Origin of the sequence: Brevundimonas sp. Leaf168 (assembly GCF_001423685.1) — a bacterium.
Taxonomy (GTDB): domain Bacteria; phylum Pseudomonadota; class Alphaproteobacteria; order Caulobacterales; family Caulobacteraceae; genus Brevundimonas; species Brevundimonas vesicularis_C.
Genome location: NZ_LMOY01000011.1, coordinates 125,648 through 145,014, shown reverse-complemented (window position 1 = coordinate 145,014; position 19,367 = coordinate 125,648). Strand labels below are relative to the sequence as shown.

Annotated in this window: 19 protein-coding genes; 11 read left to right on the top strand and 8 right to left on the bottom strand. The window is 67.0% G+C overall.

All coding sequences use genetic code 11. The features are described 5' to 3' along the window. Nucleotides 1-972 carry an alpha/beta fold hydrolase gene (locus ASF81_RS12300; RefSeq protein WP_055808958.1) on the bottom strand — a complete coding sequence of 324 codons (972 nt, stop codon included), beginning with the start codon at nucleotides 970-972 and terminating at the stop codon, nucleotides 1-3. Between the two features lie 108 nt (nucleotides 973-1,080). On the opposite strand from ASF81_RS12300, the gene ASF81_RS12295 reads away from it, so the two are divergent. Then, nucleotides 1,081-2,211 (top strand): aromatic ring-hydroxylating dioxygenase subunit alpha, encoded by a 1,131-nt coding sequence (locus ASF81_RS12295; protein ID WP_055808956.1) that lies wholly within the window; start codon nucleotides 1,081-1,083, stop codon nucleotides 2,209-2,211. Nucleotides 2,212-2,373: 162 nt separating this feature from the next. Here the strand turns inward: ASF81_RS12295 and ASF81_RS12290 are convergent, their stop codons facing one another. Next, on the bottom strand, nucleotides 2,374-3,390 hold the full coding sequence (locus tag ASF81_RS12290; RefSeq protein WP_055808954.1) for an adenosine kinase: 1,017 nt from the start codon (nucleotides 3,388-3,390) through the stop codon (nucleotides 2,374-2,376). A 92-nt stretch (nucleotides 3,391-3,482) separates the two neighbouring features. Between ASF81_RS12290 and ASF81_RS12285 the strand changes: the two genes are divergently transcribed. After that, nucleotides 3,483-4,355, top strand: coding sequence for a RimK family alpha-L-glutamate ligase (locus ASF81_RS12285; RefSeq protein WP_055808952.1), 873 nt, complete (start codon nucleotides 3,483-3,485; stop codon nucleotides 4,353-4,355). A 39-nt stretch (nucleotides 4,356-4,394) separates the two neighbouring features. Here the strand turns inward: ASF81_RS12285 and ASF81_RS12280 are convergent, their stop codons facing one another. Then, nucleotides 4,395-5,855: a methyl-accepting chemotaxis protein gene (locus ASF81_RS12280; RefSeq protein ID WP_235559363.1), complete on the bottom strand. Its 1,461-nt coding sequence runs from the start codon at nucleotides 5,853-5,855 to the stop codon at nucleotides 4,395-4,397. A gap of 225 nt (nucleotides 5,856-6,080) precedes the next feature. Here ASF81_RS12280 and ASF81_RS12275 point away from each other — a divergent pair, with 225 nt between their 5' ends. Then, the gene (locus ASF81_RS12275; protein WP_055808948.1) at nucleotides 6,081-6,569 is read left to right on the top strand and encodes a MarR family winged helix-turn-helix transcriptional regulator; all 489 of its coding nucleotides are present in this window, start codon (nucleotides 6,081-6,083) and stop codon (nucleotides 6,567-6,569) included. On the opposite strand, the gene nth is transcribed toward ASF81_RS12275, so the two are convergent. Further along, nucleotides 6,566-7,312 carry an endonuclease III gene (gene nth / locus ASF81_RS12270; protein WP_055808946.1) on the bottom strand — a complete coding sequence of 249 codons (747 nt, stop codon included), beginning with the start codon at nucleotides 7,310-7,312 and terminating at the stop codon, nucleotides 6,566-6,568. The two genes, ASF81_RS12275 and nth, sit on opposite strands and share 4 nt — an antisense overlap. Beyond that, nucleotides 7,309-8,625, bottom strand: coding sequence for an NAD(P)/FAD-dependent oxidoreductase (locus ASF81_RS12265; RefSeq protein WP_055808944.1), 1,317 nt, complete (start codon nucleotides 8,623-8,625; stop codon nucleotides 7,309-7,311). Before ASF81_RS12265 ends, nth begins: the two co-directional genes overlap by 4 nt. Nucleotides 8,626-8,746: 121 nt before the next feature. Between ASF81_RS12265 and ASF81_RS12260 the strand changes: the two genes are divergently transcribed. The 5 genes from ASF81_RS12260 (at nucleotide 8,747) to ASF81_RS12240 (ending at nucleotide 13,344) form a co-directional block, all read left to right on the top strand. After that, nucleotides 8,747-9,832, top strand: a complete 1,086-nt coding sequence (locus ASF81_RS12260) for an HlyD family secretion protein (RefSeq protein ID WP_055808942.1) — start codon at nucleotides 8,747-8,749, stop codon at nucleotides 9,830-9,832. Next, entirely contained in the window at nucleotides 9,829-11,439 is a 1,611-nt protein-coding gene (locus ASF81_RS12255) for a DHA2 family efflux MFS transporter permease subunit (protein WP_055808940.1), read from the top strand. Before ASF81_RS12260 ends, ASF81_RS12255 begins: the two co-directional genes overlap by 4 nt. Continuing rightward, nucleotides 11,439-12,056 (top strand): TetR/AcrR family transcriptional regulator, encoded by a 618-nt coding sequence (locus tag ASF81_RS12250; RefSeq protein WP_055808938.1) that lies wholly within the window; start codon nucleotides 11,439-11,441, stop codon nucleotides 12,054-12,056. The genes ASF81_RS12255 and ASF81_RS12250 overlap by 1 nt, the downstream gene beginning before the upstream one ends. 47 nt (nucleotides 12,057-12,103) lie before the next feature. Further along, nucleotides 12,104-12,877: a creatininase family protein gene (locus tag ASF81_RS12245; protein ID WP_055808936.1), complete on the top strand. Its 774-nt coding sequence runs from the start codon at nucleotides 12,104-12,106 to the stop codon at nucleotides 12,875-12,877. Nucleotides 12,878-12,969: 92 nt separating this feature from the next. Further along, nucleotides 12,970-13,344: a phasin family protein gene (locus ASF81_RS12240; RefSeq protein WP_235559362.1), complete on the top strand. Its 375-nt coding sequence runs from the start codon at nucleotides 12,970-12,972 to the stop codon at nucleotides 13,342-13,344. Here the strand turns inward: ASF81_RS12240 and ASF81_RS12235 are convergent. The 3 genes from ASF81_RS12235 to ftsY form a co-directional block, all read right to left on the bottom strand. After that, nucleotides 13,341-13,955, bottom strand: coding sequence for a MarR family winged helix-turn-helix transcriptional regulator (locus tag ASF81_RS12235; protein WP_055808931.1), 615 nt, complete (start codon nucleotides 13,953-13,955; stop codon nucleotides 13,341-13,343). The genes ASF81_RS12240 and ASF81_RS12235 overlap by 4 nt on opposite strands. Nucleotides 13,956-14,053: 98 nt before the next feature. Next, a complete protein-coding gene (locus ASF81_RS12230) occupies nucleotides 14,054-14,674 on the bottom strand; it encodes an inner membrane-spanning protein YciB (protein WP_055808929.1) in 621 nt (206 codons plus the stop codon). Nucleotide 14,675: 1 nt separating this feature from the next. Then, on the bottom strand, nucleotides 14,676-15,611 hold the full coding sequence (ftsY, locus tag ASF81_RS12225) for a signal recognition particle-docking protein FtsY (RefSeq protein WP_055808927.1): 936 nt from the start codon (nucleotides 15,609-15,611) through the stop codon (nucleotides 14,676-14,678). A 506-nt stretch (nucleotides 15,612-16,117) separates the two neighbouring features. Here ftsY and ASF81_RS12220 point away from each other — a divergent pair. The 3 genes from ASF81_RS12220 (at nucleotide 16,118) to ASF81_RS12210 (ending at nucleotide 19,222) form a co-directional block, all read left to right on the top strand. Next, nucleotides 16,118-16,330 carry a ParD-like family protein gene (locus tag ASF81_RS12220; protein ID WP_055808925.1) on the top strand — a complete coding sequence of 71 codons (213 nt, stop codon included), beginning with the start codon at nucleotides 16,118-16,120 and terminating at the stop codon, nucleotides 16,328-16,330. Then, entirely contained in the window at nucleotides 16,327-17,094 is a 768-nt protein-coding gene (map, locus tag ASF81_RS12215) for a type I methionyl aminopeptidase (RefSeq protein WP_055808923.1), read from the top strand. Before ASF81_RS12220 ends, map begins: the two co-directional genes overlap by 4 nt. An 88-nt stretch (nucleotides 17,095-17,182) precedes the next feature. Next, nucleotides 17,183-19,222, top strand: coding sequence for an NAD(+) synthase (locus ASF81_RS12210; protein WP_055809021.1), 2,040 nt, complete (start codon nucleotides 17,183-17,185; stop codon nucleotides 19,220-19,222). The last annotated feature ends 145 nt before the right edge of the window (nucleotides 19,223-19,367 follow it).

The window sequence follows — 19,367 nt, the reverse complement described above, 5'->3', positions numbered from 1 at the left end:
CTATTTCGCCAGGAAGGCGTCCAGGTCGGCGTAGAAGGCCTGGGGCTGGTCGAACATGATGAAGTGGGCGCTGTTGTCGATCCGCTTCAGCTGGGCGTCCTTCAGATTGGCGAACGACATCCGATAGATGCTGTCGGTGATCTGGGGCGTCATGCGCGGATCGTTGAACTTGACGTACACCACCTCGGTCGGGGCGGTGATCTTGGACAGTTCGGGACGCAGGTCCGTCGTGATCAGCTCGCGGAAGGCGGCGGCCGAGACCTTCTGATCGCTTTCGCGCATGTCTTCCAAGGCCTCGGCGCGGCGGCTTTCGGTGTTGATCATGCCGTTGATGCTGGTGGTCGCCTGGGCGACATAGGCCTCGCGCGGGCTATTGGTCTGGGCGGCCCAGATCTGGTCCGCGACCGGGGTCACGCTTTCGGCCGAGGCGCCGGGCGCGGCGAACATCGCGCCCATGAAGGGGATCATGTCCACGACCATCAGCTTGCCGACCGCATCGGGATGACGCGCGGCCAGCATCATGCCGATGGTGCCGCCCATCGAATGGCCGACGACGACTGGCTTCGCCAGGCCCTTTTCACGGATGTAGCGGGCGATCTCTTCGGCGACAGGCGCAGCGACGGGCGACGGCGTCGCGCCCTGCGCATTGCCCTCGGCCGGCGCGCCGGCGAAACCCTGGACGTGGATGCGATGCACGCGCCAGCCGGCGCCCAGATGATCCACCGTCCCCTGCCAAATCTCCGGCGACGAGCTGAGGCCGGGGATCAGGATGATGTCGCGCCCGCCGGCGTCGCCATCGACGCGGACATGGATGCGGTCGGATTGGAAATCCGCATGCTGATGGCCGTGGGCATGGCCGCTTTCGGCATGGGCGCCGTGCCCGTCCTGCGCGAAGGCCGCTGGGGCAACAGCGATCAAGGCGGCGGCCGCTGCGGCGCCGACGGTGCGGTTCAGAATGGATACGATGGTCATGATCAAACTCCCCTTTGACGCCCGCTTATGCCGCGCCGACTTTGATATGTAAAGTTCTCTGTCATACGCCATGAGACAGGCGCCGCGCGGCTCTGTTAGACAGTCGGCATGAAGCCCGCCGACGCCGCTCCCGTCCAGTCCCCCCAGGTCGAACCCGCCCCTTCAAAAGCCGGCGCGCAGCCGTTCGGCAAGGGGTTCGTCACCGACGCCTGGTATTTCGTCGCCCTGGGCCGCGACGTCGCCCCGGCCAGTCTGAAACGCTACGAGATCATGGGCGAGCCGGTGCTGATCGGCCGCACCCGCGCGGGTCAGATCTATGCGATGCGCGACATCTGTCCCCACCGCGCTGCGCCCCTGTCGGCCGGCAAGCTGGTCGAGAAGCCCGGCGAGGGCGAGACGGTCGAATGCCCCTATCACGGCTGGCGGTTCCGTCCCGACGGCGTCTGCGCCGCCATTCCTTCGCTGGTCGAGGATCAGGCGTTCGAGGCGAACCGCATCCGCGTGCGGTCCTATCCGGTGCGCGAGAGCCAAGGGATCGTCTTCGTCTGGATGGCGTCGGACGCCCGCAATCCGATGGAGCCGGACCACGAGCCGCCGGTCTTCCCCGGCGTGGTCGGCGGCGAGGCAAAGCTGGTCGAGGCGATGGATTTCGACAGCCATATCGACCACGCCGTCGTCGGCCTGATGGACCCCGCCCACGGCCCCTACGTCCACCAGCAATGGTGGTGGCGGTCCGAACATTCGATGCACGAGAAGTCCAAGGCCTTCGCCCCGACCGCGTTCGGCTGGGCTATGGTGCGCCATGCGCCCTCGTCGAACAGCCGCCTGTATAAGATCCTGGGCGGGGCGCCCGCGACCGAGATCACCTTCCGCCTGCCCGGCTTCCGCTGGGAGCACATTCAGGTGGGCGAAAAACAGGTCCTGGCCCTAACCTGCCTGACCCCGATCACCGACACGAAGACGCGGATCACCCAGATCTTCTGGTCCGACCACTGGGTCTTCGGCCTGGCCAAGCCCTTCCTGCGGATGGGGGTGGTCGCCTTCCTGAAACAGGACGGCGGCATGGTGAACCTGCAAAACGAGGGCCTGCGCTACGAACCTGCTCTGATCTGGATCGACGACGCCGACAAGCAGGCCAAATGGTATCAGCAGCTGAAGCGCGAATGGGCGAAGAGCCGGGCGGAGGATCGGCCGTTCGTGAACCCGATCCAGCCTATGACGCTGAGGTGGAATAGCTAAAGACGAACGTCTCCTCCCCACTGTGTGGGGAGGGGGACCACGCGAAGCGTGGTGGAGGGGCTGTTGAAGTCCCACAGACGCTGGCGATGCGATAAGAGCCCCTCCGTCTCTTCGCTTCGCTCCGAGCCACCTCCCCACTGCGTGGGGAGGAGACACTTGGTCTTACAGCTTCAGCCCGTTCTCTTTGGCCAGATCGACCAGCTTCACCATCGGGCGCGGGCCCCAGTGGGCAATGACTTCGGAGGCGGCCAGCGAGCCCAGCTTGCCGGCCTCTTTCAGCGTCAGGCCGCGCGCAAGGCCCAGCAGGAAGCCCGCGGCGTACTGGTCGCCGGCGCCGGTGGTGTCGATGACTTTGGCGACCGGACAGGCGGCGACGACGATGCGCTCGTCGCCCTTGATCACGACCGAGCCGTGCTCGCCGCGCGTGATCGCGGCGATCTCGACGATGGCGGCCAGTTTCGCGGCGGCGGCATCGAAATCATCCGTTTCGAACAGGGCGCCCAGCTCGGCCTCGTTGGCCAGGACGATGTCGGCGGACTGGGTGATGAAGTCCAGCAGTTCGGCGCGCCAGCGGGCGACGACGAAGGTATCCGACAGGGTAATGGCGACCTTGCGGCCGGCCTTGTGCGCGGCGGCGGCGGCGCGTTCGAAGGCGGCGCGAGCGGGCGCTGGATCGAACAGATAGCCTTCCAGATAGACGATCTCGCTAGCGCCGATCAGGGCCTCATCGATGTCGTCGGCATACAGCTGGTTTGCGGCGCCCAGGAAGGTCGCCATGGTGCGCGCCCCGTCAGACAGGACGTTGATCAGGCAACGGCCGGTGCCGAAGCCCTGATCCGCCCCGCCCGTCAGGACAGGGGTGTCGAAGTGAACGCCCGCCGCGCGGATGTCGTGGGTGAAGACCTGGCCCAGCGTATCGTCGGCGACCTTGCCGATATAGGCCGCGCGACCGCCGAACGAGCCGACGCCCGCCACGGTATTGCCGGCCGACCCGCCCGAAGCCTCCACGCCCGGCGCCATGGCGTCATACAGGGCGGCGCTGCGTTCGGCGTCGACCAGCTGCATGGAGTTGGGCGCCAGCTCCTGGGCCGTCAGGAAGGCGGCGTCGCAGGGGCTGAGGACGTCGACGATGGCGTTGCCGACGGCGCAGACGTCATATTGGGCGGTGTTCTGGGTCATGGTCGCGCCTTAGCCGGTGAATGCCCGCACGTCACCCGAAATCATATAAGGAAGCCCTTATATGCTCCGCGTCGCTTCGGTATGAGGACCGCATGACCCATATCGCCGTCCTCACCCCCGATCCCGCCGACAAAACCTATGTCGGGCGCTGGCCCCAGGTGCTGGAACGGTTGAAGGCGACGCTGGAGAGCACGGGCGCGACGGTCACGGCAATGCCCTGGACCGGTCATGTCGAGGATGTGTCGGGCCTCGCGGCCTATGACCTGATTCTGCCGGTCATCGCCTGGGGCTATCACCGCGACCATGGGCGCTGGCTGAAGGCCTGCGCGACGTGGAGCGCGGCCGGCCTGGCGATCGCTAATCCGGCCGAGGTGCTGCGCTGGAACTCTGACAAGGCCTATCTGGCGCGTCTGGCGGACAGGGGCGTGCCGATCCCGCCGACGCGATGGACCGACGGCGTGACCCAGGAACAGGTGGACGCCGCCTTCGCCGAGACGGGCGCACCGGTGCTGATCGTCAAACCGACGGTGTCGGCCGGGGCGTTTCGCACCCTGCGCCTGACGCCCGGAGAGGTGTTGAGCGATGCGCCCGAAGGCGCGGCGATGATCCAGCCCTATCTGAAGTCGATCGAGACCGAGGGCGAGACCTCGCTGCTGTTCTTCGGCGGCCGGTTCAGCCATGCGGTCAACAAACGGCCGGCAGCCGGCGACTTCCGCATCCAGGTCCAGTTCGGCGGCCTGTATACGGCCGTGACGCCGGATGCGGCGGCGATGGCCTTGGCTGAGCAGGTGCTGGCCGCCATCGACGAACCACTACTCTATGCCCGCATCGACATGGCCCGCGACGACGCCGGCCGATGGGTGCTGATGGAGGCCGAACTGATCGAACCGGACTTCTATCTGGACCACGACCCTGCGAACGGCGCCGGCTTCGCCGACGCCGTCAAGGCGCGGCTGGAGGCCTAGGCCGCCTGGCGCTGAATCGCGCCCAACCGAGCCTGGAGCTCAGAACTCTTCCCAGTCCGACTGAACGGTGGCCACAGCGGCCCGCCCGCCGCCGGCCGCCATGCGGGCGCGCGCAGGGGCGGCGTGGGCGCGGGCGAAACTTTCGACCCGCGCTTTCATCTGCTGGATGGGAGCCTTGTGGATCGGCGACGGAGCCGCCGCGACCTGGCTGGTCTCGAAGCGTCCGACCAGTTCGGCCAGTTCGGCGGCCTCGCGGCTCAGGCTCAGGCTCGCGGCGGTCGACTGCTCGACCATGGCCGCGTTCTGTTGAGTGACCTGATCCATCTGGTTCACGGCGGTGTTGACCTCGGCCAGACCCACCGCCTGCTCCTGAGTCGAGGCGCGGATTTCGCTCATCAAGGTCGTGATCTCCTCGATGCGGCCGGCGATGCCCGCCAGGGCCTCGCCCGACTGACGCACCAGAACCACCCCGTCCTTGACCTGGCTGGAACTGGCCGAGATCAGCGTCTTGATCTCCTTGGCCGATTCCGCCGAACGTTGGGCCAGGGCCCGCACTTCGGACGCGACGACGGCGAAGCCACGGCCGGCCTCGCCCGCACGGGCGGCCTCGACCCCGGCGTTCAGGGCCAGGAGATTGGTCTGGAAGGCGATCTCGTCGATCACGCCGATGATCTGACTGATCTCGTTGGATGAGCGCTCGATCTCGCCCATGGCCGCGACGGCCTTCTGGACGACCACGCCGCCGGTCTCGGCCTGGGTCCGCCCCTGGGTGACGACGGTGTCGGCGGCCTGGGCGTTCTCGGCCGTCTTGCGCACCGTCGCGGTGATCTGGTCCAGCGCGGCGGCCGTCTCTTCCAGACTGGCGGCCTGTTGTTCGGTGCGGCGTGACAGATCCTCGGCGGCGCTGCCGATCTCGTGTGCGCCCGACTGCATCGACCCGGCGTTGACGCCGATTACGCCCAGCGCCTGATCCAGCGTCGCCATGGCCTGGTTGAAGTTGTCGCGAAGGACGGCGTAGTCGCCCGGGAAGTCGTCCTGGATGCGATAGGATAGATCGCCGGCGGCCATGGCCGACAAGCCCCTGGCCGTGCCTTCAACGACGGCGGCCTGGACCTGGGCGGCCTGACGATCGGCCTCGGCGCGGCGCTCACGCTCTTCTTCGACGGCGGTGACGTCCGTGGCGAACTTGACCACCTTGTAGGGGCGGCCGTCGCTGTCCAGGATCGGGTTGTAGCTGGCCTCGATCACCACCCGCTGGCCGCTCTTGCCGTAGCGCACAAACTTGTCCGCCACGAACTCGCCGGCGTTCAGCTTTCGCCACAACTCGGCGTAGGCCGGTGTCTGCGCCTCAGTCGGATCGACGAACATCCTGTGGTGACGTCCGACAATCTCAGCCGGCTCATATCCAACCACCGATAGGAAGTTCTGATTGGCCTCCAGAATGACGCCATCGAGATCGAACTGGATGACTGCTTGAGAGCGACTGACGGCAGCCATCATGTTGCGCAGCTCGTTGAGCGTCTTGTCATCTCTGGTTTTGGCGAAAAGGCGCAATGCAAAAATCTTTCGTGCTGAGATGAACGTTAATGCCATAGCAACACTTTAAATCAGGTGTCAGCATGGTTAGCGCGCTAAAGGCTCAACCTCGGGGAGAATATTCCTCTGCGGTCTAGCTTTAGTCGCCTTAAAGCCGCTACGCCGCCCGCTGGTTCCAAGAGGTCATATTTGTCGCAACGCCCGCACCTGCTGTCGTCAGATCAGCGCAGCGCCCTTCAGCTCGACGTCGCCATGACACTGATAGTGACGGCCAAGCGATGGAAGTTACGTGTCGCCGATCTGTTCCGAGAGTCCGGACACACGGGTGCCCCGACCGTGGTGCTTTATTTCCTGGCGGACGAGCCCAAGGGCCTGACGCTTTCCGAGTTGGCGAACAGGATGGAGCTGTCCGGCGCGTCGCTGACCCGTCTGGTGCAAAGACTCGAGAAAGACGGCATGGTCAGCCGGCGTCGGATGATTGGAGACGGCCGGTCATGGCTGATCCAGATGGAGCCAGCCGGGCGCGCCGAAATCGAGGCGTTCGAGATCCATGCCGCGGCCATGCGCGAACGAATGTTTGAAGGCGTTTCGGACGAGGATATGGCTGCCGCACTCCGTGTCCTGAAGGCCTTGGCCGAGAAGCTGACCCACGGCCCCGACGCCGCTCCGGGGATCTAGCCCGCCGCCTCGCCCAGCGCCATCAGGCCCGCCCGCGACGGGCACAGGTCGGCGATGATGCAGGATAGGCATTTGGGCTTGCGCGCCGTGCAGGTGTAGCGGCCATGCAGGATCAGCCAGTGGTGCGCCTTGGGCAGCCAGTCCTCCGGCACGACCTCGAACAGCTGGGCCTCGACCTTGTCCGGAGTCCCGGCATTGGCCAGGCCCAGCCGATGCGAGACGCGAAAGACGTGGGTGTCCACGGCGATGGCCGCCTCGATCCCCAGCTCGTTCAGCACCACCGAGGCCGTCTTTCGCCCCACGCCGGGCAGGGCCTGAAGATCGGCGCGGTTCAGCGGGACCTCGCCGCCATGCTGCTCCAGCACGATGCGGCTCAGCGCGATGACGTTCCGCGCCTTGCCGCGATAAAGGCCGATGGAGGCGATGTAGGGGATCAGCCCCTCCTCGCCGAGGGCCAGCATCTTCTCCGGCGTGTCCGCGACCTTGAACAGCCGCTCGGTCGCCTTGTTGACCGAGACGTCCGTGGCCTGGGCCGACAGGGCGACGGCGACGACGAGGGTGAAGGGATTGGAGAAATCCAGCTCGGTCTTGGGTTCCGGCATGACGCCGGACAGGCGTTCGAAAATGGCCTCGACGCGGTCTTCGTTGGGCGGCCAGCGCAGCACGGGAATGGCCGCCCCGGTCATCACGGCCGGGCGTTTGGCAGGCTTGGCGGCGGGCTTCTTGGCCTTGGCGGGCTTCATGCCTCGCTGTCGTCCCGGGGGCGACGTGGGTCAAGACCCAAGGCAGTCAGGGCGGCGTCGGCGGCGCGCTTGCCCTCCATCCAGGCGCCGTGGGCTGTGCCGTAATAGACCGGCGCCGTGGCCTCGCCGGCCAGGAAAATGCGATCCTCGACCGACGTGCGCAGCTTGGCCCGGTCCGCCGCATGGCCAGGCAAGGCGTGGGAATAGGCGCCGCGCGACCAGGGATCGACGCCCCAGCCGCTGACCGCGACCGCTTCCAGCCGCCGACGCATGTCCGATCCCAGAGCCGCGACCAGTTCGGACACGGCGAAGTCGAACAGAGCGGCCGGCCCCTGCGCCTCCAGCCCCCAGGCCAGGTCGGCGCCGAAATAGGCCTCGATCATCGGCCGGCCGAACGGCCGCAGGTGATAGCCGCCGGTCTCGGCCGTATCGGTGCGGGTCCACAACTGGGTGTCGGGCTGGAAATCGCCGGCGCCGCGCACCGTCATATGCACCTTGGACGCCAGGCCCAGCGGCACGTTCGCCGTCGCCTCAAGCAAAGTCGGCACGGGCGGATCGATGCGGATCGCCTCGCTGGCGATGAGGCTGTTGGGCACGGTCAGGATGACGATCCGCGCCGTCAGCTCGCCACGATTGGTCTCCAGCCGCAGCACCGGTCCGGAACGGTCGATGCGGCTGACGGCGCAGTCCGTGACCGTGACGGACGAAACAGCCTCGCCCAGCCGAGCGATCAGGCGGCCATAGCCTTCGCGCACCCGCCAGTTCACGCCGGTGTCGCCATAGGCGTCGTAATCCAGGCTGGACACCTCGGCGAACCGCGCGCCGTTCAGAGCGCCGGAGATGGCGTCCATGCGCGGGTTCCAGCGACAGTCGGGCTCAAAGAAGTCCGACGCCGGGCGATCCTCACCCACACCCGCGCGGACGAGCGACGCCGCCTCGGTCACCCGCTGGTCGAAGGCGGCGAAGGCCTCGCCGAACGCGGCCTGATCCGCTCGGGTCATCTCGTGATCGAAGGCCTGGGTGCGCCAGGGCGGCGGCGTCTGGTCCAGCGTCAGCCCCTCGGCCTCAACCCGTCCGGCCAGCACATTGTCGTCTGCCGAATGCAGCCAGCCGCAGCCCATATCCAACCCTTCGCCCTCGGCCCGAACCGTCCAGGCGCGCCCGCCGATCCGGTTGCGGGCCTCCAGCATCAGAACCGACAGGCCGGGCCGCATCAGCCGGCGAGCCGCGGCGATGCCGGCGGAGCCTGCGCCGATCACCACGACATCGACCTGGGACGGCAGCGGCTGGGAGGCGGAGATGCGGGCGTTCATGGCGTCAGGACATACACGAAAACCGGTCGTGATCGGCGCCGTCCCGATCGCCTATTGATTTTTGGACGGCGGGGTCCATTTTAGCGCCGCTTCAAAACGCCGCACCTCCCCCGGATTTTCCATGTCGCCTGAACTTAAGAAACGCCTGCCGCTGTTCGCGGCCGCCCTCGTCGGCCTGGCCCTGATCGTGGGCGGCATCGTCTGGTGGGTGAACGGCCAGCGTTGGGAAAGCACCGACAACGCCTTCGTCCAGGCCGACACCACTTTGGTTAGCCCGCAACTGTCCGGCCGGGTCACCGAGGTTCTGGTGGGCGACAACCAGCGGGTCGCGGCAGGCCAGATCCTGGTCAAGCTGGACGATTCGGACCAAAAGGCTCAGCTCGCTCAGGCCGAGGCCAATCTGGCCGCCGCCATCGCCGCCGTCGGCCATGTCGACGCCCAGGCCGAGCAGGAACAGGCCACCATCGCCGCCCGAGCCGCCTCCGTCGCCCAGGCCAACGCCCAGGCCGGCCTGGCCCGCGCCGAGGTCGATCGTTACGGCAAACTGGCCGAACAGGGCTGGGTCTCGCAACAGCGCATCCAGACCGAGCGCGCCTCGGCCGCCACCGCCGCCGCCAACGTCCAGCAGGCCCAGGCCGCCCTGGTCGCCGAACAACGCACCGCCGGGGTTCTGGGCTCGACCCGCCAGCAGAGCGTCGCCGCTGTCGAACAGGCCCGCGCCGTCGTCGATCAGGCTCGCATCGCGCTGGAGCGCACCGTGATCCGCGCTCCGGTCGCCGGCGTCGTCGGCGCCCGCAGCGTGCGGCCCGGCCAGTATGTCAACGCCGGCACGCAATTGCTGTCGGTCGTGCCCCTGACCAACACCTACATCGTCGCCAACTTCAAGGAGACGCAGCTGGACAAGGTGCGCCTGGGCCAGACTGTCGAGATTTCCGCCGACGCCTTCCCCGGCCGCAAGATCGAGGGCCGCGTGGACAGCTTCGCCCCCGCCACTGGATCGGAGTTCGCCCTGATCCCGGTCGAGAACGCCACGGGCAACTTCACCAAGATCACCCAGCGCGTGCCCGTCCGCATCGTCGTCAGCGGCGCAGACCGCAGCCTGGCTCTGCGTCCCGGCCTGTCGGTGGACGTCAAGATCGACCTGAAGAGCCAGGGCGGCCAGAGCTTCGCCGAAGCCGCCACGACGACGGGAGCCGCAGGCCAGTGACCGCCGCCAACCCCGCCGCAGATGGCGGGGCCCCTGTCGCGCAAAAGGGTCCCGTCGCCGGCCATCCCGAAATCAACTGGACCATGCTGTTGCTGGGCTTCGCCGGCATGGTGGTGGGCCAGTTCATGGCCATTCTGGACATCCAGATCGTCGCCGCCTCCCTGCCCCAGATCCAGGCCGGCGTCGGCGCCTCGGCCGACGAGATCAGCTGGATCCAGACCGCCTATCTGATCCCTGAGGTGGTGATGATCCCTCTGTCGGGCTTCCTGTCGCGGCTGTGGGGGACGCAGCGGCTGTTTCTGGTCTCGTGCGCTGGCTTCGTGCTGATGAGCATCGCCACGGGCCTGTCGTCGTCGATCGACATGATGATCCTGTTCCGGGCCATCCAAGGCTTCGTGGGCGGGGCCATGATCCCGACCGTCTTCGCCGTCGCCTTCACCGCCTTTCCGCCTGACAAGCGCGTCACCGCCAGCGTCGTCATGGGGCTGATCGTCACCCTGGCGCCGACCGTCGGACCCACGCTGGGCGGGCACCTGACGGAGTGGCTGAGCTGGCGCTGGCTGTTCTTCATCAACGTGGGGCCGGGCCTGCTGGTGCTGTTCCTGGTCGGGCGGTACGGCAACTTCGACAAGGGCGATCCATCGCTGGCCAAGGGCTTCGACTGGTGGGGCCTGGGCCTGATGGCCGCCTTTCTGATGTCGATGCAGTTCGTGCTGGAAGAGGGCGCCAAGAACGACTGGTTCGACGACACCCACATCCTGTTGCTGACCGTCGTGGCGGCAGTCGCCGGACCGATTTTCATCTGGCGGTCCCTGACCTATCGCCAGCCGATCGTGGAGTTGCGCGCCTTTGGCAATCGCAACTTCCTGGTCGGGTTCATCATGACCTTCATCGTCGGTTTCGCCCTGTTCGGCGGCACCTTCCTGCTGCCGCTCTTCCTGGGCCGCGTGCTTGGTTATTCGTCGTCAGAGGTCGGCACCACCATGGTCGTGTCGGGCCTGGCCATGTTCGCCACCGGCCCCTTTGCTGGACGACTGGTGCGCAAGCTGGATGCGCGGGTGCTGATGTTCGGCGGCTTCATGCTGTGCGCCTGGGGCATGTGGGAGGCGCGCGTCGTCACCGATGACTGGGGCTTCTGGAACTTCGCCTCGGTGCAGGCCTTCCGCGGCGTCGGCGTGATGCTGGCCATGATCGCGTCCCAGCAGGTGACGATGGCGACCCTGCCACCACACATGGTCAAGAACGCCTCGGGGCTGGTCAACCTGTCGCGCAACGTCGGCGGGGCCTTCGGCCTGGCGATCCTGAACACCAGCCTGACGTCCAACACGGCCCTGCACATGAGCGAACTGACCAGCGCCATCGGTCAGGGCGACCAGGCGATGCGCAACATGATGGCCGGCATGACCCAGCGGTTTGCCGGCTCCATCGACCCGGCCGCCTCGGCGATGAAGGCCATCTATGGGATGTTGCAGAAACAGGCGACGACGATGGCGTTCGGCGACGCCTTCGCCCTGCTGGCCATCCTGTGCGCGGGCGCGGCCTTCGTCACCCTGGCCGCCCAGCCGGTGAAGGCCCAGGCCGGCGCCCCGCCTTCGGACGTCCACTGATGGCGCGCCGTCGCGGACAGGTCGATGAACGAAAGAGCGAGGCGATCCTGGACGCCGCCGCGACCCTGTTCGCCGACAAGGGGCTGCAAGCCAAGATGGACGAAATCGCCAAACTGGCCGGCGTCTCCAAACAGACGGTCTATAACCGCTTCGCCTCCAAGCTGGAGATCGCCCAGGCCCTGGCGTCAAAGCGCGTCGAGGATATCGTCGCCCCCCTGCGCGGCGCCGGCGATCCGCAGACGGTGCTGGAGACCCTGGCCCTGACGCTGCTGAACCGGGTGTGCAGCGGCGACAAGGTCGGCTCGATGCGCGGGGTCGCCTTGGTCTCGGTCGAGGCGCCCGAGATCGCCCACGCCATCTATGAGGCCGGCCCGCGTCGCAGCCTGCGCGAACTGGGCGCCTGGCTGGCGGAACAGACGCGGCTGGGCCGGATGAGCGTCGCCGATCCGGAAGAGGCGGCCGAGATGTTCGCCGGCCTGGTGCTGGGCCACGGCCATCTGCGCGCCATGCTGGACGTGCCGCAGCTGGAGGCTGACAAGCGCGCAGGCCGCGCCAGAGAGGCCGCGCGCATCTTCATGGCCGCCCATCCGCCCGCCACGGCCGCCAAGACTTCCTGAGCCTGGCGCGCTACAGTCGTTCCACCCTGTCGCTTGAGACCGCCTTCATGCTGATCCACCTGTCCTCCTGGCCCGAAATCGATGCGCGACTGAACGACGGCGGTCCGCTGTCCAGGACGGTGGTCGTGCCCATCGGCTCCAACGAGCAGCACGGGCCGACGGGGCTTCTGGGCACCGACTGGCTGTGCCCCGAGATCATCGCCCATGCGGCCGAGAAGACCGACGCCAACCTGATCGTGGCCCCGACCTTCAACATCGGCATGGCTCAGCATCACCTGGCCTTCGCCGGCACCATCAGCCTGCGCCCCTCGACCTTCATGGCCGCGATCACGGACTGGGTGTCGTCCCTGAGCCGTCACGGGTTCGAGCGGATCTACTTCCTGAACGGTCACGGCGGGAACGTCGCGACCATCGAGGCGACCATCTCGGAAATCTACGCCGAGTGGAGCTTCGTCGAGGACAGCCCGCCCTTCATCCTGAAGCTGAAGAACTGGTGGGACCTGCCCGGCGTCCATGGCCTGTGCAACCGCCTGTTTCCGACCGGCCATGGCATGCACGCCACCCCGTCCGAGATCGCGGTGACGCAGGCCGCCTATCCCGAGCGGATCAAGACCGCCGACTACAACCCGCAGATCGCGCCGAACGGGCCAATCCGCGACGCCCTGGACTATCGCGCCCGCTTCCCCGACGGCCGGATCGGCTCGGACCCGGCCCAGGCCAGCCCCGAGAAAGGCCAGCAGATCATCGACGCGGCGATCCCCGCCCTGTTGAGCGACATCGCGGCCTTCGCCGCAGAGACCCAACCTGGAGGTCCTCACTGACCCGCAAAACCCCCACAGCCGCCAGCGCAGCCGTCGTCGGCGCCGAGATCCTGGCCGCCTCGGCCGAGGTGATCGCGGCCCGGACCGGGCTGATGGCGCAGGGCCTGACCAGCGCCAAGGGGCAGGACTTCAAGGAGCTGTCGCTGATGAGCTCCGAGAAGACCGAGGCGCTGTCCGCCTCCGCCGACGCCTTGGCCGCCAGCGCCGGGGCCATCGGTCAGCGGCTTGGGCGTGTGGCGATGGACGAGGGCGCCCATGCCCTGCGAGCGGCGGCGGCCGTCACCCAGGCCCGCACCCCGGCCAAAGCGGCCGAGGCCCAGTTCAGCTATGCCATGGGCTGGTGGAGTCGGGCGGCGGCCCAGGCCATGACCCTGAACGGCGAACTTCTGAAGGCCCAGACCGAGGCTCTGGCCCCGATCCACAAGACGGCGACCGCCAATGCCAAACGGCTGCGCAAGACGCGCTAGGCCGGCTCCACCAGCTTGAGCTTGGGCTTCTTGACCTTGGCGGGCTTGGCAGGGCGGTCGGCCTTTTTGGCGGCCTTCTCGGCCTTGCGCGCTTCCTTCTCGGCCGCCTTCAGCGCCTTCTTGGCGGCCTTGGCCTCGGCCTTGGCGGCGTCGGGAGCGGCGTCGGCGGCGGCGGCCAGATCGGCCAGCTGATTGAGGAAGGTCTCGCGCTGCCCCTTGGGCAGCAGGGCCATGATCCGCTTGTCGGCGGCCTCGACCAGCGGCCGCGCGGCCTCCAGACGGGCGGCGCCCTCAGCCGACAGACGCACCGCCTTGGCTCGGGCGTCCAGGGTCGAGCGTTCCCGCTCCAGCAGGCCCTTGCTGGTCATGCGCGTGACCAGATCGGCCAGGGTCGAGCGGTCGATGCCGGTCATGCGCACCAGTTCGGTCTGGGTCAGGCCAGCCTTGAGCGACACCGCCTCAAGCACCGCGAACTGGCGCTGGGTCAGGCCGTCGGCGCCGGTCTCCTCGGCATAGATGTCGAGCGCCAGTTGCAGGGCGCGGTGCATCAGGTGGCTGGGCGAAGTGGCCAGGGGCCCGACCTTCCTTGCCGCTTTTCCCGCCTTCACCATCGCGCCGCTCCCCTGAAGTTTCGTCCGAACACGTATCAGCTCTGCTTTACGATTTGACGGGGAAAGCGCGTCGGTTCCGTGACAGTTCCGCTTGGCGCCTAGAGCCCGGTATCGGGCGAGACGGGCGTCGGCTCGTCGTCCTTGATCAGGTGCTTCATGATGAAGAAGACCTGCCAGACGCCGAAAACGGCCGAGGCGATCCACAGGCCGCCGCGGAAGGCGACCCACGCATCATCCGACTGGGTGCGCCAGACGATCTCGTTGATGATGCAGACGGCGGCGAAATACAGGCCGTAACGCAGGGTCAGCCCGCGCCAGCCCGCGTCGGTGATGCGGATCGCCTCGCCCAGCAGATATTTGAACGGATAGCGGTTCAGCGGCAGCGATCCCAACAGCACGACCGCCAGCAGGCCGTTCTGGATCGACAGCTTGATCTTCAACAGGTTCGGATCGTGGAAGACGATGGTCAGCACGCCGAAGATCAGGGCGAAGCCGCCGGTCAGCAGCGGCAGGGGCGCCAGACGACGCTCGACCACATAGCCGACGATCAGGGCGATCAGAGAGGCGCCGACCAGGACCCATGTCGCCTGAACCAGGGCTTCCTGCCCGTCCAGACCGCGCGCGAACCGGTTGATCGCATAGGCGGCCATGAAGGCCACGAGGGCGCCGAAATCGACGGCCTGGCGGATGTTGGAAGCCTTCTTCGGCGTTTCGGTCATGTCAGTCTTCCAGTCCCACCAGCGAGCGGGAGAAGGCGCGGGCGTCGAACGGTTGCAAATCCTCGACCCCTTCGCCGACGCCGATCAGCATCAGCGGGGCGTCGGACGCCTGGGCCACCGGCACCAGCACGCCGCCGCGTGCGGTGCCGTCCAGCTTGGTCATGACCACGCCGGTCACGAAGGCGGTGCGGCCGAAGATCTGTTCCTGCGCCAGGGCGTTGCGGCCCACCGTGGCGTCCAGCACCAGCAGGGTGTCGTGCGGCGCCTCGGGATCGACCTTCTTCAGCACGCGGACGATCTTGAGCAGTTCGTCCATCAGGGCGGACTTGTTTTGCAGTCGGCCGGCGGTGTCGATCAGGACGACGTCATAGCCTTCGGCTCGCGCCTTGGTATAGGCGTCAAAGGCGAGGCCCGCGGCATCGGCGCCGTCGCGACGGCTTTCGAAGTCGGCGCCCGCGCGCTCGGCCCAGACCTTCAGCTGTTCGCGCGCGGCGGCGCGGAAGGTGTCGCCGGCGACGATCATCACCTTGGCGCCCTTGCCCGTCAGATCGGCGGCGATCTTGCCGAGCGTCGTGGTCTTGCCCGAACCGTTCACCCCGACGAACAGGACGACATAGGGCTTGGGGCCGGACAGGGGATCGAAGGTCGCTTGGCGCGGCGACAGTTCGGCGGCCACCGCCTCGGCCAGGGCCTCTTTGACCTCGCGCTCGGGCGCGTCCTTGCCGAACTTCAGCCCGCGAAAGCGTTCGACGATCCGGGCCGAGGCGGCAGGGCCGAGATCGCTCTCCAGCAGATGCTCTTCCAGCTGCTCCAGCGACGCCTCGGACAGAGGCTCCTTGACGAAGGTGGCGACGACCTGATCGGTCATCTGTTTGGAGGAGCGCGAGAGCCCAGCGGACAGGCGCTGGAACCAGCCCTTTTTCGGCGTGTCGTTCATGCCATGGCTTTAGCGGGGGCGAAGGCCAACGTCATCCGCATTCGCGAAGGTCGTCCGCGACGTTTCAGACGGTCGGCGACAAAAACACCGTCTAATTCGTCTAATTGGTCTGAAATCGAGACCTCCCTGTCAGCGTGAGCGCGAAGACGAGGATTATAGACCCTCGCAAAATCGACGATGGCGGAAGGCCGCTAGAAATCGGCAAGCCGTTGAAAGCGCGACGTTTGGAGCCTGCGGTTAGGATGGCTGTCGTCATTTTTCTTTCGTCATCCTCCGGCAAGCCGCTTGCGGCGCAGACCGGGGGACCCAGCGTCGCCGAAGGCGATGCGTCTGCTGGGCGAATGTTTGAAGCCTGACGTGCACGACAGGTTCGCGCTCACGCGCGCCCGCTGGATCCCCCGGTCGCTTTGCGCCGGGGGATGACGAAAGGGAGGACGTGCCTTCTTGCCTTTCTGAGGCGCGTTTAATATGCGCAACGTATACGTTTCATATAGAGCGAGAGCATCATGGGCATCGTCAACATCGAGGACGAACTGCATGAGCAGCTGCGTCGGGCCGCCAAGGCGTCCTATCGATCGATCAACGCCCAGGCGGCGTTCTGGATCAGGATCGGTATGTTGTGTGAGATACATCCCGGGGTGACATTCCAGGAACTGGTGGCGCGCGAGTTGCGGGCGGCGGGCGTCGATGCGTCCGTCCCGACGGGCGCCGCCGCATGATCAAGACACCGGCCGAGATCGAACTGATGGCCGAGGCGGGGCGGCTGCTGGCCTCGGTCTTCACCCATCTGGACGCAATGACGCTTGAGGGGCTGAGCACGCTGGAGATCGACCGACGGGTCGAGGCCTTCATCGTCGACGAGCTGAAGGCGCGGCCGGCCAGCAAGGGGCAGTACGGCTATGGCTTCGTGCTGAACAGTTCGATCAACCAGGTCGTCTGCCACGGCGTGCCCTCGGCGAACGACATCCTGAAGAGCGGCGACATCGTCAATCTGGACATCACGCTGGAGAAGGACGGCTTCATCGCCGATTCCTCCAAGACCTATCTCATCGGCTCGGTGGGACCGCAGGCCCGGCGGCTGGTGCGCACCACCTATGAAGCCCTGTGGAAGGGGATCCAGGCGGTGCGACCTGGTGCCAAGCTGGGCGACATCGGTTTCGCCATCGAGAAACACGCCAGGAAGGCCGGCTATTCGGTGGTGCGCGACTATTGCGGGCACGGCATCGGGCGCGAGATGCATGAAGCGCCGCAGGTGCTGCATTTCGGCAAGGCTGGGACCGGCGTAACCCTGCGCGAAGGCATGACCTTCACCATCGAACCGATGCTGAACCAGGGCGTGCGCACGGTCCTGACCGAGGACGACGGCTGGACCGTGGTCACCTCCGATGGAAAACTGTCGGCCCAGTTCGAACATACGGTGGCGGTGACGAAGGAGGGCGTGCGGGTCCTGACCCTGAGGCCGGACGAGAAGCGGGGCGCATAGGCGCGTGAAGGAGAGATTCCGTCCCTTCATCATTCGGGCCTATATGAAGGCCGACGACCGGCGCGGGCCGGGTGATACGGACGATCCGATGGCTGATGCTCTGTTCCATTCTCCCAAGACCCACGGCTTCGTGCGCGTGGCGGCGGCGACGCCGGTCAGCCATCCGGGCGACCCCAGGGCGAACGGGCAAGAGCACGTCGCGCTGATCCGTCAGGCGGGCGAACAGGGCGTGGACCTGATGGTCTTTCCCGAGCTGTCGCTGTCGGCCTATGCGATCGACGATCTGCACATGCAGGCGGCGCTGCTGGACGAGGTCGAGCGGCAGATCGCCGTGGCAGCCGAGGCGACGGCCGAGGCGGATGTCGTGGCGGTGGTCGGGGCGCCGATCCGCAACGGCGACGCCCTCTATAACTGCGCCGTGGTGATCGGATCCGGCGAGGTGCTGGGCGTCGTGCCCAAGACCTATCTGCCCAACTACCGCGAATACTATGAGAAACGCTGGTTCGCGCCGGCGACGGCGCGCGCCGAGGACGTGATCGCGCTGAACGGCGAGACGGTGGACTTCGCGCCGGGCCTGTTGTTCGAGGCCATCAATCGGCCCGGCTTCGTCTTCGCGGTCGAGATCTGCGAGGACTATTGGGCGCCCCTGCCCCCCTCGACCCGCGCGGCGCTTGCGGGGGCGCGGATCCTGCTGAACCTGTCGGCGTCCAACATCGTCATCGGCAAGGCGGACGAGCGGGCGATGCTGAGCGCCAGCCATTCGGCCCGCACCCTGTCGGCCTATGTCTTCACCGCCTCGGGCTGGGGCGAGAGCACCACCGACCTGGCCTGGGACGGCCAGGCGACGATCCACGAACTGGGGTCCAAACTGGCGGAAGGAGAGCGGTTCGCCCTGGACAGCCATCTGACCATCGCCGACGTGGACGTGGACCGGATCGGGCTGGACCGATTGCGGAACGGCACCTTCGCCGAATGTGCGAGAAACGAAGGCGAGCCGGCGACGGTCGTGCCCTTCATGGCGCGCGAGGATCATGAGGCCAGCGAGCTGATCAGGCCGCTGGACCGGTTCCCCTTCGTGCCGGACGACGCCGGGCGGCTGGATCAGGACTGCTATGAGGCGTTCAATATCCAGGTTCAGGGGCTGATGCGCCGGATGACCGCGACAGGCGCCAGGTCGCTGGTGATCGGCGTGTCCGGCGGGCTGGATTCGACCCAGGCCCTGTTGGTCGCGTGCCGCGCCTTCGACCGGCTGGATCTGCCGCGGACCAGTATCCTGGGCTTCACCATGCCGGGGTTCGCCACCTCGGACGGGACCAAGTCCAACGCCTGGGCCCTGATGACCGCGTTGGGCGTCACGGGCGCAGAGATCGACATCCGCCCCGCCGCCGAACAGATGTTCAAGGACATCGGCCACCCCTATGCCGAGGGTCAGCCGGTGCACGACATCACCTTCGAGAACGTGCAGGCGGGCCTGAGGACCGACTATCTGTTCCGGTTGGGGAACCAGCACAAAGCCTTCGTCTTGGGGACCGGCGACCTGTCGGAACTGGCGCTGGGTTGGGCCACCTATGGCGTCGGCGACCATATGAGCCACTACAACGTCAATGGCGGGGTGGCGAAGACGTTGATCCGGCATCTGATCCGCTGGGTGGCGGCCGGCGACCTGATCGGCGGCGAGGCGCGCGACACCCTGCACGCCATTCTGGACACCGAGATTTCGCCCGAGCTGGTGCCGGCCAAGGACGGGGTGATCCAGTCGACGGAAGGGACCGTCGGCCCCTATGCGCTGAACGATTTCTTCCTGTTCTACATCAGCCGGTTCGGGATGGCGCCGTCCAAGGTCGCCTTCCTGGCGCACCAGGCCTGGGGCGATGCGGGCGCAGGGCATTGGCCGGCGAATACGCCGGACGACGAAAAGGTCGAATACGATCTGGCGACGATCAAGGGCTGGCTGAGGAAGTTCCTGATCCGCTTCTTCCAGACCGCCCAGTTCAAGCGCTCGGCCCTGCCGAACGGGCCCAAGGTCGTCACCGGCGGATCGCTGTCGCCGCGCGGCGACTGGCGCGCGCCGTCCGACGGCAATGCGCGGGTGTGGCTGGACGAGCTGGACGCAAACGTGCCGGACTGACCGTCTCCTCCCCGCTTTGCGGGGAGGTGGCTCGAAGCGTAGCGGAGAGACGGAGGGGCTCTTGACTGTGTGGGTAGAAGAACCACTCCACCACTTCGTGGTCCCCCTCCCCATTGCATGGGGAGGAGACGCGCCGCTAGAAGCT

Bases quoted from the DNA above. Each gene is read 5' to 3' on its own strand.
- ASF81_RS12300 (WP_055808958.1), bottom strand. From the start codon at position 972: ATGACCATCGTATCCATTCTGAACCGCACCGTCGGCGCCGCAGCGGCC.
- ASF81_RS12295 (WP_055808956.1), top strand. From the start codon at position 1,081: ATGAAGCCCGCCGACGCCGCTCCCGTCCAGTCCCCCCAGGTCGAACCC.
- ASF81_RS12290 (WP_055808954.1), bottom strand. From the start codon at position 3,390: ATGACCCAGAACACCGCCCAATATGACGTCTGCGCCGTCGGCAACGCC.
- ASF81_RS12285 (WP_055808952.1), top strand. From the start codon at position 3,483: ATGACCCATATCGCCGTCCTCACCCCCGATCCCGCCGACAAAACCTAT.
- ASF81_RS12280 (WP_235559363.1), bottom strand. From the start codon at position 5,855: ATGATGGCTGCCGTCAGTCGCTCTCAAGCAGTCATCCAGTTCGATCTC.
- nth (WP_055808946.1), bottom strand. From the start codon at position 7,312: ATGAAGCCCGCCAAGGCCAAGAAGCCCGCCGCCAAGCCTGCCAAACGC.
- ASF81_RS12265 (WP_055808944.1), bottom strand. From the start codon at position 8,625: ATGAACGCCCGCATCTCCGCCTCCCAGCCGCTGCCGTCCCAGGTCGAT.
- ASF81_RS12260 (WP_055808942.1), top strand. From the start codon at position 8,747: ATGTCGCCTGAACTTAAGAAACGCCTGCCGCTGTTCGCGGCCGCCCTC.
- ASF81_RS12250 (WP_055808938.1), top strand. From the start codon at position 11,439: ATGGCGCGCCGTCGCGGACAGGTCGATGAACGAAAGAGCGAGGCGATC.
- ASF81_RS12245 (WP_055808936.1), top strand. From the start codon at position 12,104: ATGCTGATCCACCTGTCCTCCTGGCCCGAAATCGATGCGCGACTGAAC.
- ASF81_RS12240 (WP_235559362.1), top strand. From the start codon at position 12,970: ATGGCGCAGGGCCTGACCAGCGCCAAGGGGCAGGACTTCAAGGAGCTG.
- ASF81_RS12235 (WP_055808931.1), bottom strand. From the start codon at position 13,955: ATGGTGAAGGCGGGAAAAGCGGCAAGGAAGGTCGGGCCCCTGGCCACT.
- ASF81_RS12230 (WP_055808929.1), bottom strand. From the start codon at position 14,674: ATGACCGAAACGCCGAAGAAGGCTTCCAACATCCGCCAGGCCGTCGAT.
- ftsY (WP_055808927.1), bottom strand. From the start codon at position 15,611: ATGAACGACACGCCGAAAAAGGGCTGGTTCCAGCGCCTGTCCGCTGGG.
- ASF81_RS12220 (WP_055808925.1), top strand. From the start codon at position 16,118: ATGGGCATCGTCAACATCGAGGACGAACTGCATGAGCAGCTGCGTCGG.
- map (WP_055808923.1), top strand. From the start codon at position 16,327: ATGATCAAGACACCGGCCGAGATCGAACTGATGGCCGAGGCGGGGCGG.
- ASF81_RS12210 (WP_055809021.1), top strand. From the start codon at position 17,183: ATGGCTGATGCTCTGTTCCATTCTCCCAAGACCCACGGCTTCGTGCGC.